Origin of the sequence: Pseudozobellia thermophila (assembly GCF_900141855.1) — a bacterium.
GTDB lineage: Bacteria > Bacteroidota > Bacteroidia > Flavobacteriales > Flavobacteriaceae > Pseudozobellia > Pseudozobellia thermophila.
In genome coordinates, this window is the sequence record NZ_FQYU01000002.1 from 771,341 (window position 1) to 789,945 (window position 18,605).

Below are 18,605 nucleotides of genomic sequence, written 5' to 3' on the forward strand. Positions count from 1 at the left end.
AAGCTTATTTTTTCTTATTTCTTATTCGTAGTTGTTCCATTTTCAATGTTACCGGGGCCCAAAAAAGTGACATAGGTGTAATACACCCCGTACTTTTCGCCTTTTTCAATAAATTCGTTTATCAAAAATGTCTTTCCTTCTTCCAGATATAGATCAAAGGCTACTTCCTCCGCTTTCTGTGTTATATCCTTTTCAAGGATTTGGTTGGCAATTTGGATCTTGACCTTGTCCGGGGAAATGGCTTGGTATTTGAACCAGTTTTTGGGATTTTCCCTCGGAACCCCGCGGATGGGGCCCGAACATTCCCTGGGCCACCTTCTGCACGATATACGGTAATGGCCTTCTTGTTCCACGATGATGGAGTGGGTGTTGTTTTTGTTCCTTAATCCTTCGGCTACCTGTTCACTTTTCCAAATGGGGCGATCGTCCCCAATGGCGTGTTGGATGGTGAGCTTAATTTCCTTTTGATGGGTATTGCCCACAATGGCCGAAGGCATTTCACGGTATTCGGAATTGGTCTTGGCCCTATCTAAAAAGACACCGTTGTCCACAAGGAGTCTCTGTACGATCTCTGGATGCCGCTTGGCAATATCCCGCTCTTGTTTGGGGTCGTTTTCAATATCGTAGAGGGCTGTCCCGTCGACCAAGCGCCATTTGTCCCTTATCAAACAGGTTTCCGACACATCATGGGGCGGCCGCCAATCTTGTCGGCTATGTACGAACAGGGTCCGTTCTCCGAGGTCCATGTCTTTCCCTAGAAGGAGGGGCGAGAGATCGAGTCCGTCTAGCGGCTGGTTTTCGGGTAGGGCAATATTACAAAGGCCCGCAAGGGTAGGAATCAGGTCTACATGTGCGGCGGTTTCGTCGATATCCCATCCGCCATATACCTTTCCGTCCTTCCATCGGACAAAGAAGGGCACGCGGTGCCCTCCTTCGAGTTCGTCGCCCTTGCGCCCCCTTAGGCCCATGTTATACCCTAGTTTTTTGTGGCTGTCATAGCCGGCGGTGGCGCCGTTATCGGTCATGAAAATTAAAATGGTATTATCGGCCAGTTTTCGTTGCTTAAGAAACTTCTCGAGCCTTCCGAAATTTTCGTCGATGTTGGCAATCATTCCATAAAACTCGGCATTCGGTATTTGACTGCCTACCAAGGACTTGTAGGGGGCGGCATATTCCTTGGCCACGTAATGCGGACTATGGGGCGCATTGGTGGCCAAATAAACAAAGAAGGGTTCTTCGGTGTCTTCGATGAACTTCATGGCCTCATCAAACCAAATATCGGTGCAGTAACCCTCGAAGGGTTTAGGCTGTTCGTTTACAAAATAGGTGTCGTTGAAGTAGGTATTTCCCCAATAATCGGACAATTCCCCAACGCCTCCGCTTTTATGGCGCACCGAAACCTCAAAACCGAGGTCTATGGGCCTTACGGGATAATTGTCGCCCAGGTGCCATTTGCCGAACATGGCCGTTTTGTAACCGTTTTGCCGAAATACCTGGGCCATGGTGGTCGCACCCTTCGAAAGGGCATCGCGGCCCTTGTAGGTGGCCCAGGCCCCGTTGTTGATCGGGTACCTGCCCGTTATTATGGCCCCACGGGTGGGGGTGCATACGGGACTCACATGAAAGTCGGTCATACGCACCGCTTGCTTGTAAAAGGCATCGATATTGGGGGTCTTGAGCCAAGGATTGCCATGGCAGCCGAGATCCCCTATCCCTTGGTCATCGGTAAGTATTAGGATTACATTGGGCTTTTTGTACTGTGAAAAAGCAGGCTGCATCCACCCAAGAAGGACAAGGATACCGATAAGGGTTCTAAAGTAAGGTAATGCAATCATGCCGTCTTGGTTTTGTTCCTTATTTTACAGTGCTTATCTTCCTTCGGGATTGCCGTTGTGGTCGGGTGCCTGCGCAAAATAAACTTCGGGTTTGTGCCATACCCCGGTTTTTTTATAGGAAGGAATGTCAACATCGAGACTAAGGTCGCAATCGAACCGGGCCATGATCGAATAGCCTTTTTTAGGGGTACCGGCATTGGTGAAGTGGCAAAGTCCCCAAGTAATGCCCCTTCCGTTACCCGAATCGGTAAAGGCATCCGGTGCATAGGGAGCCGCTGCAGTTGGGGCCAATGACACCACTGAGGCTATTTTAAAATTGACACCGTCTTCGGCATATTGCATGGTATATCGTTCGTTTCCATCCTTTATGGCCAATGTGGCCATTCCTTCCTTAAAGGGGAAATAGGTGGTTTCGTGGCCAGAGGTCATTACCGGATTCAAAGGGTGCTTCTCAAATGGGCCCAAGGGGTCTTCGGCAATGGCCAATCCATGGCCTACCGCGTACTTGTCCCTAATATCGGGCCATTTGTTGTAGGCGGCCTTGTAATAGAGGTAAATTTTTCCCTTGTAGACTATAGGCTGTGGATCGTGTGTGGCATCTTGGTCCCATTCCCCTTTCTTTCCGAAAGGGATTACGGAGTCGCCACCGTGGATCCACGGGCCATCAGGGGAATCGGCATAGGAAACCGAAACAGGGCACCAATCGCCCCGTAATCCACTTGGTTCGTTAAATGCCTGGTAATAGAGGTAGTATTTTCCCTTCCAGACCAAAATATCGGGTGTGGCCACGGAGCGCCAGCCGGCTTTTGGTTTTTCGGGTCTTTTAATAGCGACTCCCTCTTCCTTCCAGGTAATCCCATCGGTGCTTGTTGCGTACCAAATATCACAGAGGTCCCAATCGGTAGAGGGAATTTCATCGGTAGCTTCCTTGGCCCGGTTCCAACCAATGGGGGGCACTTTGGTATCCCTTTTTGTGTAGTAGATATAGTATTTACCGTCTACCAAAATGGGTCTTGAAGGATCACGTCGCGATACCGTACCGTCTCCGTTACGGTAGTCAAAACCCTTAAGACGGGTATACTTGAACTGTGAAAAAAGCTCGTTGTCCTGTACCCTGGGTGCGGGATAGCTGAACATGCGTTCCGCGGCGGCACTTAAAGGCATATCCGGTTTTTCGGAAGGCATTTTATGGGGAAATACTTTGTGTTCCGTTTTTGCTGAATCTTCTGTTGGGGCCGACTTGGTTTCCGTTTTTTGTTCGGAACAAGCGATAAGCGATAGGGCCATTAGAAGACCAAAGGTCGATTGCTTGAGAAAAAGATTGACTTGCATAGGTATTGTTTTAGAGTTTGAACAGCTTTTGCATTGAGTCCTATTTAGGGGGCTATTTTTTCTATTTTTAAGGGAATCTGAATGTTGAACGACTCTCGAATTCCCTTGGCATCAAGGGTGTCGGCCGCACATAAGAGCGCCATAGGTTCGCCGTTCTCCATGTATACTTGCGGGCGTTCCAAATGTTCGAATTGCTGTACCCTCCCATTTTCCCATTGAACGATACGTTTGGAGATTTCAAAATTTTTGGCCTTGTCCCAATGGATGCCGTCTTCCGAATCGTAATGAACCAAGGAAAACTCACGGATTTTTCCTTGGTGCCTTATGCGTTTTACAATGGCCCTGAATTTTCCGTCTTGGTACCAGATGTAGGGATCTTCGGCAGGAAAGCGCTCCCCTTCAAACGTAAAAACGGGCTCAGGGTATTTTTTGAAGGGGCCCGTGGGCGAGTCGCCAATGGCGACCATATGTACTACGGGCCCACCTCCCGGCAAGGGATCTTTTTTGCCCACGGCCTTGTAGACCATGAGAATTTTGCCATCCGGCATTTGGCATACCGAAGGGTTGGAAGTCATTAAGGCATCGTGTGCATCCTCATTGGGCGATACGTCAATAATGGGTTTGTCAAAGCGTTTCCACGGTCCGTTGGGCGAATCGGCCACGGCCACGCCTATGCGTTGGTTGTTTCGGTGTACCCAATTGATCTTCGGTTTCCCGGGAACGCTGACGATTCGTTTATCGCCCGTATTGCCCATATAATAGAGGTAGTATTTTCCGTTGAACTTGTGGACGGTGGGGTTGTGCGTGGTCGACCCGTCCCAAAACTCCGGTCCGCGGTCGGGCAAGGCTACATCCTTATGTTCAAAGGGGCCGAAGGGACTCTCGGAGACGGCATGGGCTATTTCGGAGTAATTGACCCATTCCCAACCAATTTTTTTGGGCCATCGGGAATAGAACATATGGTAAAGTCCATCTTCCCCTTTTACCAATGACCCGCCCCAAATACTCAGGCTGTCGTTTCTAAATATGGATTTTGGCGAGACCTTTCCGAATTCTATTTTAAAATCGGGCGATTGCGCTACTACCGATGCCCCTTTCTTTTCTTCCTTGCAGGAAGATAGGGCGGCCATCGCCAAGGAACAGGCTAGTAGCGATGTTTGAAAAAGCTTGATAGCTTGGTTAAAAGAGCTCATTTTCTCGTTTTTTTCGGTTTTTAATAATTACTCTTTACAAAGGGATGTTTTACCTTCGCTTTGGGTTTTCGAAACACCCAAGGCTTCCAGGCCTCATAGCGTTCCTTCCACTCTTCCAAGGTTCGTGTCGGGTACTTTGACGATAGTCCGCCTTCCCTGAATTCCCGCGAAACGCCCTTGTCGTGTATCGACCTTCTCCATACGTACAGCGCTTCCAAAAGCTGGTCCTTGACGGCACCAAAATAAGGGTCGTCGGCGAGATTGTTCAGTTCATATGGGTCATTCTTTATGTCATAAAGTTCAAATTCGGGTTTGGTCGGGGCAAAGAACTTGGCTTGGTCTTCGTTGAGCCGGCCTTCCATATACATGACGTTCATTTCGGCCAACATGGGGTACATGTCCTCCTTGTAACCGCTGTACTGCAACCACGCCCGCTCCGGCATCAAATTATGGATCAATTTGTATCTTTTTGAACGTATCGCCCGCATGGCATCGTGGGTGCCGCCCATTCGGTCCCTGGCGGCATATATGTATTTTCTGTTCTTATACCCGTCCTTAAAAAGACTTTTTCCGTGCAGGGGCTTTTCGGTTTGCACGCCCGCCACATCCAAAATCGTCGCCGTAATATCAATGGTCTGTACCAAATCGTCATTGACTTGGCCGGGAGCTATTTTTCCTGGCCATTCAATGATCAAGGGTACTTGCAGACCGGGATCGTAAAGAAATTGCTTGCCCCGGATATGGCAGCGACCGTTATCGCCTATAAGGAAAATCAAGGTGTTTTCGGCAAGGCCCTCTTTTTCCAATCGATTGAGGATATCACCAATTTCCCGATCGCAAATTTGCATTTGTTCCAGGCCATTGGCCCAATCGCGCCTTGCGAACGGGGTATCGACGTAATAAGGGGGAAGCTCTACGGTGGCCGGGTCTATGGGGTTTATGGGGTCTCTCTTCCAAGCCCTATGGGTTCCGCCCAGCGTAATTTGGGCAAAGAAGGGTTGTCCTTTTTTGCGTTCCTTCCAATCCTTCCCCATAAAACCCAGGTCACCGCTAAAATTGGCGTCCGTTTTATTGTAAAGCATCAATGCCGTAAAGTAGCCCGCCTCTTTTAAAAGCAAGGGCATGGGTTTGATACCGTAGGGCAAGGGCTTTTTGTCCTCTTTTGCCGTGCGGTGCTGTTCCGCCCCGATATAATTTTGATGGTAGCCCGTGATCATGGCCGATCGCGAGGTAGAGCATACCGGTGACGTACAGAACGCATTGGTATAGCGCACGCCCTCGGATGCCAATTGGTCGGTTACCGGGGTTTCGATTCCCTTGGTGCCGTAGCATCCCAAATCGAGGCCCCAGTCCTCGAGCATGATCCAAACAATGTTGGGACGGTCGGTAGAGTTGCCCTGTGCCACGGTTGTACAGGGGATAAAAATAAGTGCCAGATAGAGTATTTTGATCCGTTTCATGTGAAATTGTCCATTCGTTTTAGTTTGTTCGTACGCGTATTTGGATTACTCAAGTTCTTTTACCGCCGACCACTCCGATGCATTCGATCTTATTTTGGCAAAGAACGGTTCCGTTGGGGGCCATGCCACTTTAAAGGCCCCTTTTAACGTGGTGGTCTTTTCTTCGGAGAGATTCGTGCTACCGTTTCCGTATTTTAGGATAAACACGGAATCTTTTTCGCCCACGGTGTAACCTACCCCAATGTGTTCGCCCTCACGCCCCAAAAATTCGATAATTGGGGTATTGGATGCCTTGACCGCCTGTTTTTGGGTCTCCCTTGAAGAGGCGGTTCTTACCTGAATTTGCATAGGCGACCAGAGACCAAGGTCTATTCGGGCCGCATTTTTGTCGTTTTTTAAATTGAAAACCAATTCATCGTCTCCAGGGTTTATCGTTGGGAGCTCCATTTGTTCTTTAGCGATCGATTTTCCCATGGTGTCAAAAAGTTCATATTTCAGAACATATCCTTCCATCCTAAAGGCAGGAATATCTAGTTTGTTCCTAGGGCTTAGCGTAATCGTAATGGATCGCCCGTCTATGGTGGCCGCCAAATTTTGTACGGGCGCATAGATATCTTGAATCTGCTTATAGGCATTCTTCTTGTTCCGCCATACATCGACCACGCCCCATGCCCTGTTTTCGGAGGGAGGCGTAGCTTTGTAATCGCTTCGGTAATCGTTGTAGGTCCACAAGGCGGAACCGACCACGTAGGGCAATGTCCTTATCTTGTCTAGTTGCTCGATGAGTCCCGCACTCAATTCGGCATCCGGGGCAAGCCCTATCTGTTTGTCCCCTATCTCCGATATAAAAATGGGTTTCCCCGGAAATTTTGCATGGGCCCTACCCACCTTTTCAAAGGTTTCCCCGTAGGAGTTCATGCACAACAGATCGAGTTTTTCATAGGGTTCGTTACCCGGTCGGGCCAAGGGTAGGTGCGAGGTAAAGCTTACGACGGTCTTTAAACGTGTGGAATCGAGGGAGGCCACATGGTCTATCATATCGTTTACATAGTTGTACTGATCAGGGGTCATGGTCATATCCTGCCATTCGCCATCGGGGTTTCCGATTTCGTTGCCCATACTCCAACCGACCACACTCGGATGGTTAAAATCGCGTTCGATCATTTCACCCAACCATTTTTTTGTCCTTGGGTTGTTCGGAATGGCATTGGGCGCGCCACGGCCCCAAACGGGAATTTCTTCAATAAGCATGTAGCCGATACTATCACAGAATTTCAAGAGATTCTCCGATGCAGGTGCGTGCATGATCCTTGAAAAATTGCCCCCAAGGGCCTTAATGTCCATAATATCGCGCTTGATAAGTTCCTCGGGTTCGGTATTACCGTACAGGCGGTGGTCGTGTACCCGGTTGAAGCCATTCAGGCGAACAGCCTCGTTGTTGAGAAATAATTGCTCGCCAATGGCCTCCATTTTACGGATACCGAAGGTATCGGAAAGGGTATCGACTTCTTGGTCGTTAGAAACGAGGCTACTATTTAAAACGTAAAGATGTGGTCGGTCAAAATGCCATAATTCTACTTCCTTCAACTCCTTTTTAAAGGTCAAGACCTTTTCGATAGTCTCGTTTGCGGCTACGGTCACTTCAAGGGTTTCCGGTTGCCACGATTTATGGTCGGGCCCAAGGATTTCTGGATCGATGTTCAGGTTTTGTAGGGTATCGGAATTATTTTCAATTTTATATGAAATGGCAAAGTCCACTACGCCGTTGTCAAAATCGGGCACGGCGGAAATATGTTGACGAACCAAGCGAACATCGTTATGGGCTAGTAAGGATACATCTCGGCTTATACCGCCCCAGGCCCACCAAGCGCCCCTTCTAAACGTATTGTCGGCCATGACCAAAATCGAATTCGGTCGATCGGTGCGCACCTGATCGGTTATATTGAATTCAAAAGGGGTGTAGCCACCTTCGTGTATTCCCAACAACTTACCGTTCAACCACACTTTGGAGGTTTCGTAAACGGCATCGAACCTTAGGCGGACCTGTTTGTTTTGCCAATTCTTGGGAAGGGTAAAATGGCGTTGGTAATACCCTTTGCCCTTAAAATGGGCATATCTGTTCTCCGTATCCCAGTTCCCGGGAACGGCCAGGCTGTCCCATTGCGTGTAGTCGGCCGTCAACAGGGATTCTTCGCTTTCGTCTCCGGAAGCAAAAAAGCGCCATACCCCATTGAGGGACAAGGTATCGTTTTCAAGCACGTTTTCCTTTTTTTGAGGTGAACACGCGCTTAGAAATACAATCGTAAAAAGTGTTATGGAAGCGAAATTTCTCATGGATATTCTATTATTGTTCGATAAACTTGATGGCAGCCCCCCCGTGTTCCGCCAGATGAACCGTAATCGTTTTTTCATAGGAAACCCTTTCGATCGATTTTTTAAAGGGTACGGCCGTATTCCATTGCCATAGGTTGGCTTCTTTGTTAAGTCCTTCCAAATTAATACGCCCGGCCTCGGTATCGTCGGCAAGGATTTCGGCGAGGTATTCGCCATCCCCTAAAAAACTACAGTCGATTTGTATTTCTTGAGCCGCTCCACTTCGCAAGATACCCAAGTACCAGTCGTTATCTTTACGTCGGGCTATGGCCGCCAATTCCCCGATCTTACTTTGGGGCAAGACAAAGGTTTCGTCCCAAATCGAAGGGACGGTCTTAATAAAATCCAATGCAGGTTGGACGTTCTTGGAGCTTAACAGAAACCGGGTATTCTCCGCAATGCAGTTAAAGGGCGAATAAAAAGTGACCAAAGTAGCCAATTGATGCGCCCAAGTAGTCTCTCCCGGTTCGGTAAGCCCAAGGGGGGTGTAATCGGCATGGCCGGTTACGTACCGGGTAAAGGGCAAGGCCGCATTGTGGGAAGCGGGTAAGGGCCCCTCCTTCATATGGTTCACCTCCAATCCCCGTATGCCTTCGCGCGTAACCTCATTGAGGTAGGTACGAAATTCGCCCGAACTCTGTTGGCAGCCATGAAAATTGACTTTTAACCCAACGGCACCGGTCTGCTTTACGCTGTCTAAAAAATGCCTCATTACCACATAATCGTTTTTGGGAAAATTGATTTCCTTGGAGTGCTTCCAAACAAAAATGCCGACCCCTTTTTCCTTGGCATAATCGCAAAGCTTGGCAAGCGATGCCCATTTATCGGGCCACCTTTCCCAACCTTCGTCTACCATGGAATATAGAAAACCAAGGTCATGGGCATCATCGACCATATCGTGCTCTTCTTTATAGTTGACGTATTTTCCGGACCACCAATGCCAAACGGACTTTCCGGGTTTGATCCAGTCGGTATCAGCAAATAATTGGGGGGCGGGAGCCGGGTTAAGGGATGCGACCATGGTGTTATTGACCAAATCATTTAGCGTATCGGCCAAAAGAACACACCGCCAAGGTGTAGTTACATTGCCCTTAACATCAAAACCGGTATTCGCACATGCCATGAACAAAAGAAAAAGACTTAGCACCTGATGTAATCGAAATCTTATTTTTTTCATACTGCCAATGGAAAATTTTATTCGAAAACGGAAATTTTAAAAACGGAAACAGGAATATTATCCTCTCTTTTGCTAAACTCAAAGACCAGCCCATCGGTAGAAACCACATGGCCAAGATCAATGGTATTGATGGCCTGATAGTTCCCGTTTATCTCTTTAAGTACGTTCCCGGAGCTGTCCTTTATTCGGTAATCGGCCACCACAAAGGGAATGACCTCTTCGGGATGCCCCATAAGGGTGGTTTCCAAAGCGTGGTCATAGTCGCAATCAAAAAAGAGTTTAATGGTCTTGATGTTGACTTTCCCGTCCCACTTTAGGTAAAGTGTGGGTTTTTTGTCCTCAATTTTGGCTACCCAGGCATTGGTATTTCCGTTCGGGGTGGGCCGAACTTCGCCGTTTTTGATATTCGCGGCTTCAAAAATGGGTAAGGCCTTCGTTATTTGAAGGGCTATATTCTTACCTTTTGGGCGGCGTTCGGGTGTCCAAAACTCAAAACTGTCAATGTTGATTCCGGCCGGAGGGTCTTGTCTGCCGTAATTGGACACCGCTTTGTTTATTTTATTCTCAACGGTCAACAAACCTGTTATCCGGTCATCGGAAAGCCGCACCCTTACCTGTTCGTTTTTCATAAGACAAAAGAAGGAATAGCCGTCTTGTTCTTGTGGTTTAGTTGTTTCAAAGGCAATTTTTTGCCTTCCTTTCCGTAATTCGATTACCGTTTTATCAAGAATTACATCCGGCGTGAAATGGATCGGGGCCGAACAGCCTTTAAGCTGAAGCTCTAGGTTCGTTGCCTCCAAAGCATCCACCTCAAGTACAAATCTATAGTTCCCATGGGCCCTTAACGGAAGCATTTGGGCCAATCCGAACTTTAGGGGCTTCCAGTCCCCCCCTTCTGAAAAACCGGAGAACCTTAAGGTAGAGCTCGCTTCAACATGGGCTTGTTTCACCAAGTCGTCGGGATCCTTCAAGGCGATACGCGGAATGCTCTGTCCGTTTCTATTCAAAGCCAATTGCAGCTTTCCGATATGTTCTTCGGAAGCCACGTCGCGGGGAAGCAGGTCCTCTTGCCTGCACAAGACTGCTGCCTCTCCAACCGCCTGCGCCCCATGTGCACAGGTAAGCATGACCCTTGAGGATCCAAAGGCCACGTGACTGGCACTAATGATCCGGCCCGCCAGGAAGAGGTTTTTTATGTTTTTGGAATAATAGCAACGATAGGGAATGGTATAAACACCTTTGCCATGCCATTGGGTACAGGAATTGTGCTCGCTGTAGATACCATCGGCCGGATGCAAATCCATGGCCCACCCCCCAAAGGCAACGGCGTCGTAATAATCACGTTGTTCAACAATATCTTTTTGGGTCAGCATAAAGTCGCCCTCAAAACGACGGCTTTCCCTTTTGCCGGGTATGGTGCCCACCCATTCCAAGGTCAGGTTTTCCGCTTCAGGGAACTTACCGCTGTTCTTTACGTAATCCCAGATCCCATAGACCACTTTCCACAGTTCGAATTTTATCTCTTCCGATTGGTGAACGGTATCGAGTCGTCCGCCGTATTCCACCCACCACAGTTTACAACCGTGGTCGCCCAATTGAAAGTTTTTGATCCTCGGCAGTTCTTCGGCGTTCTTTAGGGCAAAAGAGGGAGGCGTATAGGGAATAGGTTTGCCTGCATCTTTGGTATAAAAGTAAAGCGAGTGCCCCAAAAGGTTACCATAGTCGTCGATATTGGGCGCAAAGCCTTCATCGAATTCCTCCCTTGTTTCCGCCCCCATACGGAAAGAGGCTCCGGCCATAAAGGCGACAATGCCATCTCCGGAAGCATCGCAGAAAAGGGGCGCGCTGGCAATATAGGTCGTTGAGTTCTGGCTGCAAAAGGCGGTAACGTTCTTTACGTGGTCGTCATTCCCTTTTTCGACCCCATAAACCGCCGTGTTGAGCAGAAGGGTGATGTTTTCCTCTTCATATACTTTTTCAAGCAGTACGGTATCGAACAACAAGGGGTTCCCTTCCTTGTTCCGTTTAAGGTTATCCAAAAGGATTTCGTTGATCAATCCCCCTTCCCGGCTCCATCGGTTGTTGTTGCCCATGTGGGAGGTGGCCCCGAGGCTCCAGAGCCGAACTTCTGAGGAAGCATTTCCCCCCAGTACGGGACGGTCTTGGACAAGAACGACTTTTAGGCCGGATCGGGCGGCGGTTATGGAGGCACAGACACCTGAAAGACCTCCACCGACGACAACAAGGTCGGCCTGTAGTCTTACGGTCTTGGTATTTCTGGTTCGGGGGCTATATGGTTCTGATATCATACAATGTGATTTGAGCTTAGTAATTCGATTTGGTGTGTTTAATGTACTAATCGGGCACAAGGCCTTAATTGGTCGTTTTTTTACCTGATCTATAGATGACAAAGCAACCCAGCACTAGGACAAAACCGCCCATTCCGCCGACAAGTGCGGCCCCGTTATCGGCCAAGAACGATAAAACAACAATCAACAGACCGGTAAGGGCCACCCCGATGCCTATGACCCGGGTCCCTTTTCGGTTGCCGGAAGAGGGTCCTTCCCCGGTCACCGCATTTTTTCCGGCTACCTTAAGCCGGTAGTCGTCGTATGCCAAGGTCGGTATTTTGCGGGTTCGGGCATATATTTCAAATGCGGTCAAAAGCAGTACGGGAATCCCCATTCCAAATCCCATTTCTTGGGCCCGGTCGAAGGAAAAATCGAACAATGTAGGTGCCAAGAATTTAAAAAAGGCGTTGATGGCCAAGGTAATTACGGTAACGACCAAGGCACTCTTACCGGTTTGGTATTTACTGAACAGGGCCCACATCGGCGGCAAGAACATGGCCCCACCGGTTATGGCCGCCAAACTCATGACCACTTCCACTATTCCGCCCATATACGGAACCAGCAGGGCAATGATAATGGTAAGTATGCCCAAACCTATGGTTGCCATTCTACCGACCTTGACCAATTGATCGTTGCCGGCATCGGGCCTAAAATGCCTGTAAAGGTCGTTGGACAGGACACCTGCCGAGATGTTCAAGGTGGTATTGACCGAACTGGACGTGGCGAAGATCATTCCGCCCAACATCAGGCCCAACATTCCAACGGGCAGTACTTCCTTGCACATTAAGAGATAGGCCCCTTCGTCGGCCAAGCCGCCCAGACCAGGGTTGAGCACCCTATAGATCATTGGGGGGAGCATCCAGACCAAGGGACTAACCAGATAGAGGCCGCCGAAGAGCCATCCTACTTTTTTGGCATCTTTTGGGGTGGCCACACTGGTATAGCGTTGTACATAGGCCCAATTGCCCGCAATGAAAAAAAGGTTGTACAATCCAAAGGCGACCATAAACCCCCAGGTGTACTCCTCGTTTACCCAATTGAAAAAATTATCGGGCGCTTGGGAGACAAAGTTCCCAAGGCCCCCGACCTTGTTCAGGGAAAGCGGGACTACGATCAAAACCGCCGCGGTGAGGACAACGAACTGAAGGACATCGGTAACGACTACGGCCCAAAGGCCACCTACCGCCGTGTAGATCAGAATTAGGATGCCCAGTACGATAATGCTGGTACTGATAGGAAAACCTGTCGACACCTCTACGATCTTGGCCACGGGATATAAAAATGCACCCGTGGTAAAAATGGATATCAACAGAAACAGGTAGGTATAAATCTTTTGGGTGTTGTAGCCCAAACGGTCCGTAATAAATTCGGCCGCGGTGAGCGCCTTGGTTTTTTGCCATTTCGGGGCAATGAAGAAGCCGATAAGCACGCCGGCTATGCACATGGTGGTTTGAATGGTGATGGCCACCCAGCCGCTGGAATAGGCTATGGAGCCCCATACCACAAAGGTACCCGCGGAAAAGAAACTCATAAAGAGCGAAAGTCCGCTCATCCACCAGGGCAGCGCCCCGCCTGCTGCAAAAAACGACTTCATGTTTTTACCGGACTTGGAAAAACTCAATCCGCATACAAACACGAGCAGCGTAAAAACCAGTATTACCGTAATATCTATCGAACCCATTCCTGCTTATGAATATACTATAATATTATTGCCTGCAAAGTGAAGGAATAGGGGATACATCCATATCCCCTATTTCAATAAAAACTAACAAAAACTAACTCAAAAATCATCTAATAACCCGGATTTTGTGTGACTACATTGTCCGTAGCATCAATTTCTGCCTGGGGTATGGGCCATAAATAGTGTTTAGCGGGATCAAAGACCCTTTGTTCGAGTTCACGGTAGTCTAGGTTGCCCAGTTCAACCCTTGGTTGTGTGGGCGCACCGGTATAATCGATATGGCCGTCATCATCGATATTGGGAACAAAACCTAGGTCGCCAATCTTGCCGAACCCGTTTGCTGGTCCGCCCAAAAGGGTGGTGTTCATCACTTTTTCGGCAATTCCCCATCGTTTGATATCAAATAATCGCAGACCTTCATCGGCAAATTCTACTTTGCGCTCCCTTCGAACTATTTTTCTAAGCTCCGATCGGTCGGTTGTGACTACCTCCGGAAAGGGAAGGCCGCTATTGTTGTAGGCCCTTTCCCGTACGGCGTTTATGGCGTTGAGAACGCTGCCGTCTATGGTGCCCGCCTCAATTTTGGCCTCGGCGTAATTCAGCAATACCTCGGCATATCGGATCAAATAAATGGTCTGTTCCGATTGCAGGGGACTCGGACCGCCGGATAGGGATCCCAATAACCTGGGTTCGTCAGAGAATTTTTTCCAGAAATAACCACTAAAGGAAGTAAAACGGTTGGCGCCGCCGGTAACATATTCGGTACCGTCGTATGGGTCCACTATGGCCCGTCCGGCAGGGTTGGCCGCATTGGGGTTGAACACCCTTTCTACCTTGAGGCCATCCTCTATGCGCCATGTGGCAATACTATCGCTGTGCTGTTGAATGATATGCCCGGTCCAAACACTATTGGGCAGGGCAATGGTAGCGGCCAATCGTGGATCCCTGTTCTCAAAGGGCCTGGCAGGGTCGAACGAAGGGTCTTCATCGATGGGCAGGCCATTGATGGTTTCGTAGCTATCCACGGTTTGTTGCGCCGGCACCAATTGGCACCAACCGCCAAACCTGCTGCCCTGCACCTGTGAAAGGCTATGTGTCTTTGTTCCGTTAATGTAGGAAAGGTCTAGCAAAACTTCGGACGACCCTACTCCGGCATCTGTAAACAGCTCCTCGTAATCTGGGTATAACGAAGGGGTTTCGGGGGAGTTCATCACCTTAAGGGCGGCGCTTTCCGCTAATTCATAGTCTTGGTTGTATAAGGCGATACGCGAGATAAGTGCGTTTGCCGCATTTGCGGAAGCACGGCCTCTCTCGGTAGCCGGTTGGGTCGGAGGCAATATGGCCGCGGCCTCCTGTAAATCGGATATGATGCTCGATACAATTTCAGATTTTGGTGTTCTGGCCACTATTTCAAGTTCTTCCAAGGAAGTTACCTCGGTTCTAAAAGGGACATCTCCATACAGTTCCGTTAGGTAACTATAGAACAGGGCACGAAGAAACAGGGCCTCCGCCTTTATTTGCTCAAAACGATCGGGATCTGATGCATCGGCCGCCTTGTCCATATTGGTCAATAGGTTATTGGCCCGCTGAACCCCGGTATAGAAATTGTTCCAAAAACCATTTATCAGGCCCTCGGTAGAAGTAAGTCCCCCCGTTGTTGCCGCAATGGTTCCACCTACGTTGCCCCGGTTAAAGGCGTAATCGGTGGTGTGATCCAATAATTGCGGAAAAGGAACGGCGCTTACATAATTTAATTGTTCGTAAATACCGGTTAAGGCTACCTCTAGTTGTGCTTCCGTTCTAAAGAAAGTGGCATCGGTAGGGCTTCCGGGATCTTCAATATTGAGAACATTGTCTTCGCACGACCCCAAGATCAATAGGCCCACGCTCAAGATGATGATATGTTGTAAAGTTTTCATTGTATTGTAGTTATACGGTTAGAATGTTACGTTAAGCCCCATGGTAAACACCTTGGTCACTGGGTAAAAGGCGCCTTGGGAAAACTGTGGGGTCAATGGGTCGATACCTTCAGGCATGTGGTCCCAGGTAGCCAAATTTTGCCCCGAGACATATATTCTGGCGTTGCTAATCCTAAATCGGTCGATCAAATCCCCAGGAAGCTGGTAACCAAGGGTAATGTTCCGTAACCTGACGTAGGATGCATCGTGCATCCAGGTTTCGTTCACGCGCCAGTTCGGGTGTGAGCTTCCAGGCGTTAATCTCGGGTATGCCGCATCCGTATTGTCCGGAGTCCAGTAATCGCCCTGCCATTCCTGTATTTTGCCGGCGTTGTAGAATGCCCATCCCGCATCGCCCTCCAACACTACATCACGTCCTCCTGCACCTAAGAGGGAAACGGAAAGATCAATGCCCTTATAAGCTGAGAAAAGTTCAAGTCCCCAGTTTTCGGTAGTGATATTACTCCCAATAATCGTACGGTCGTCATTGGTAATCACTCCATCGGGAATACCGTCAGGACCCGATATATCGGCATATTTTATATCACCGGCCTGAATGGCCCCAAAACCGGGAACAGGTAGACCCGCGTTCAAATTTCCATCTACATCGAAATCACTTTCTTGGTAGAGTCCGTCTACCTTAAGTCCGTATATAGCACCTATTTCCTCGCCAACACGGTTGATCGTATTTCCTGGAGGCAATTGCTCGAGTCCGCCCAAATCCTTAATTTCATTATCAAAGGCCGAATAGTTGAGATTGACGCCGTATCTAAAGTCCTCGCCGATCATATCGTTCCAGCCTACGGAAATATCGTAGCCTGTGTTCCACACCTCACCGGCATTTTGAACCGGCGCGTCAAGGCCCACGGAGGTAGGGATGGTAACCCCCAGCAAAATATCCTTGGTTTTACGTATGTAGTACTCCCCGGTTACCGAAAGTTTGCTGTTAAAGAGTTTGGCGTCAAAACCTATATTCTGGGTCTCTCCGGTTTCCCAGCGCAATTGCGAGTTGGCCAGTACGGTCTGGGCGCCCCCAACAACCGGCGAACCGCCTATTACGGCATTGGCGTTGCCCAGGCCGAACAAGGAGGTGTACGGAAAGTTGACTTCTTGGGCCACGGCGGAACCATCGGCACCTTGAATTACATCGCCATTGTTGTCCGTCTGATTGCTGGAATAGATGAACTGGTTGCCCAACTGCCCCCAAGAAGCCCGGAATTTTAAAAAGTTAAGGGTTTCGCTGTCTTGTAAAAATGGCTCTTCCGTAACTACCCATCCCAATGAAAACGAAGGGAAGGTAGCCGAGCGGTAGCCTTTTGCAAAACGCGAGGAAGCATCCCTTCTCACATTGGCCTCAAGGAGGTATTTGTCTTTGTAGGCGTAGTTGACCCTACCGAAAACGGACTCCAGTCCGTTAAGGGTAGAGCTACCGCTGTTCAGTTGGGTATCCGGTAAACCGTTATCCAGTCCGCGGAACTCATCCAGGACAAAGCCTCTTCTGCTCGCCGTCCATATTTCCGATTTGAATTTTAAAAATTCATATCCCGCCAAAACGGATACATTGTGGTTGCCGAATTCCTTTCCCCAATTGGCCACGGCATTGAAATTGTCTTGAAAGGTGGTAAAGGTCTCCTTGAAGAGCGAACTTTCGGAGATACTGGCACCGGCGGTACTCTGGGCAGGTCCGCCCGAACCTTCGTAATAGGTGTATCGTGCCCTGAAATCATCCCGATCTTTATCAAAAAATTGCGGGGCGTAGGTCGCTGAGATTGAAAAGTTGTTAAAAGGTCGGTACGTGACCTTGGCCAAAGCCCTAAAATAATTGGATATGGTCTCATCCTTGGCCGTGGAATTGGCCAGGGCAATGGGATTGCTGCCCCCGAACCCGGAACCATAGGTGCCGTCATCGTTAAATGCTATAAACAGGGGTTGTAGGCGATAGGCCGAACGGGTAAGGTCGTTCAAACGCGCCGGCTGGCTCTTTACCTCCCTTCTAAAGTTAAGGTCGAAGGCAAGGTCCAATTTTTTACTAAGGGCGTAATCGAGATTGAACCTACCGTTGTACCTTTTAAAGTTAAAGTTCGCAATATTACCCTCTTGATCGGTATAAGATATGGAACTGGCCACTTTCAGTTTTTCCGAACCTCCACGCACCGATAGACTGTGGTATTGCTGTAGGGCGGCCGAACTGAACAGAAGGTCTACCCAATCGGTATCGGGCAAGGCTTCGGATCCTACCCCAACACCTGATCGGTATTGGTCGAGGATATCCTCGGAAAAAGCACCGGGCTCGGCCGAATTAAAAGCCTCCATATAGCCCAAGGCATCCATGAACTTCAAGTTCTGCGCCACGCTTTGTATACCCACATAGGTATTATAGGCGGTGGAAATCTTTCCTTCCCTTCCCCTTTTTGTGGTAATTAGGATAACCCCATTGGCCGCACGCGATCCATATATGGCCGAAGCCGATGCATCTTTAAGTACGGAAATGGACTCAATGTCGCTAGGATCCAATCCGTTGATATCGTCAGGGATGCCATCGACCAGGATCAGGGGATTGTTCTTGGCACCATTGCCCAAGGTACCTACCCCACGAATTCTGATTGCGGCACCATCGGCACCGGGTTGACCGCTGGACTGGGTAGCGGTAAGGCCGGGAACAAGACCTGCCAGTGCCTGGGAGGCTTGGGCCACGGGTTGCCTTGAAATCTCCTCGGCCTTTACGGTCTCTACCGATCCCGTGAGGTTGACCGCCTTTTGTGTTCCATAACCTACCACGACCACCTCATCCAACTGTGAGGCCTCTTCCTCCATGGTAATGTTAAGGGGTGTTGGGTCGTTTACGACCTGTTCAACGGTTGCATAGCCGATCGAACTGAAAATAAGGGTCGCCCCTTCTTGAATTTCAATTTCGAAGTTCCCATCGAAGTCGGCAACAACCCCGTTGGTCGTTCCCTTTTCAATGACGTTGACCGCGGGTATGGGAATACCCTCTTTATCGCTTACGGTACCCGAGACCGTAATTTGTGCCGATATATTGCACAGTGCACATATCGCTAGAAGAAAAAATAAGACCGCTTTTTTCATAAGCCAAAGTTTAAGTTGAGAATAGTTGGTTGATCCAAAACTTTTCCAGAAATTGGTCTGGTCTAGTCTGGTTTGCTGACAAATAAATAACATTTATCTTAACCGGCCAAATCTTTTTTTACAAAATGTTGATTTTAAACAGGAAATAATTGTCATAA

General features: G+C 48.9%; 10 protein-coding genes. All 10 read right to left on the bottom strand.

From position 1 onward, the window contains the following. Window positions 1-14: 14 nt before the first annotated feature. Window positions 15-1,835 (bottom strand): arylsulfatase, encoded by a 1,821-nt coding sequence (locus BUB37_RS08555; RefSeq protein WP_094766615.1) that lies wholly within the window; start codon window positions 1,833-1,835, stop codon window positions 15-17. A gap of 33 nt (window positions 1,836-1,868) precedes the next feature. Further along, a complete protein-coding gene (locus BUB37_RS08560) occupies window positions 1,869-3,167 on the bottom strand; it encodes a glycoside hydrolase family 117 protein (protein WP_072991760.1) in 1,299 nt (432 codons plus the stop codon). A 44-nt stretch (window positions 3,168-3,211) separates the two neighbouring features. After that, on the bottom strand, window positions 3,212-4,360 hold the full coding sequence (locus BUB37_RS08565) for a glycoside hydrolase family protein (RefSeq protein WP_072991764.1): 1,149 nt from the start codon (window positions 4,358-4,360) through the stop codon (window positions 3,212-3,214). Between the two features lie 20 nt (window positions 4,361-4,380). Next, window positions 4,381-5,820, bottom strand: coding sequence for a sulfatase family protein (locus tag BUB37_RS08570; RefSeq protein WP_072991767.1), 1,440 nt, complete (start codon window positions 5,818-5,820; stop codon window positions 4,381-4,383). 45 nt (window positions 5,821-5,865) lie between these two features. Next, window positions 5,866-8,154 carry a glycoside hydrolase family 2 protein gene (locus BUB37_RS08575; protein ID WP_072991770.1) on the bottom strand — a complete coding sequence of 763 codons (2,289 nt, stop codon included), beginning with the start codon at window positions 8,152-8,154 and terminating at the stop codon, window positions 5,866-5,868. Between the two features lie 10 nt (window positions 8,155-8,164). Beyond that, window positions 8,165-9,370 carry a glycoside hydrolase family 97 C-terminal domain-containing protein gene (locus tag BUB37_RS08580; protein WP_094766617.1) on the bottom strand — a complete coding sequence of 402 codons (1,206 nt, stop codon included), beginning with the start codon at window positions 9,368-9,370 and terminating at the stop codon, window positions 8,165-8,167. Window positions 9,371-9,387: 17 nt separating this feature from the next. Continuing rightward, window positions 9,388-11,679 (bottom strand): FAD-dependent oxidoreductase, encoded by a 2,292-nt coding sequence (locus BUB37_RS08585; RefSeq protein ID WP_072991776.1) that lies wholly within the window; start codon window positions 11,677-11,679, stop codon window positions 9,388-9,390. A 64-nt stretch (window positions 11,680-11,743) separates the two neighbouring features. After that, entirely contained in the window at window positions 11,744-13,315 is a 1,572-nt protein-coding gene (locus BUB37_RS08590; protein WP_244526768.1) for a sodium:solute symporter family protein, read from the bottom strand. 197 nt (window positions 13,316-13,512) lie between these two features. Further along, a complete protein-coding gene (locus BUB37_RS08595) occupies window positions 13,513-15,321 on the bottom strand; it encodes a RagB/SusD family nutrient uptake outer membrane protein (RefSeq protein WP_072991782.1) in 1,809 nt (602 codons plus the stop codon). Window positions 15,322-15,339: 18 nt separating this feature from the next. Next, window positions 15,340-18,447: a SusC/RagA family TonB-linked outer membrane protein gene (locus BUB37_RS08600; protein WP_072992761.1), complete on the bottom strand. Its 3,108-nt coding sequence runs from the start codon at window positions 18,445-18,447 to the stop codon at window positions 15,340-15,342. Between the last annotated feature and the right edge of the window lie 158 nt (window positions 18,448-18,605).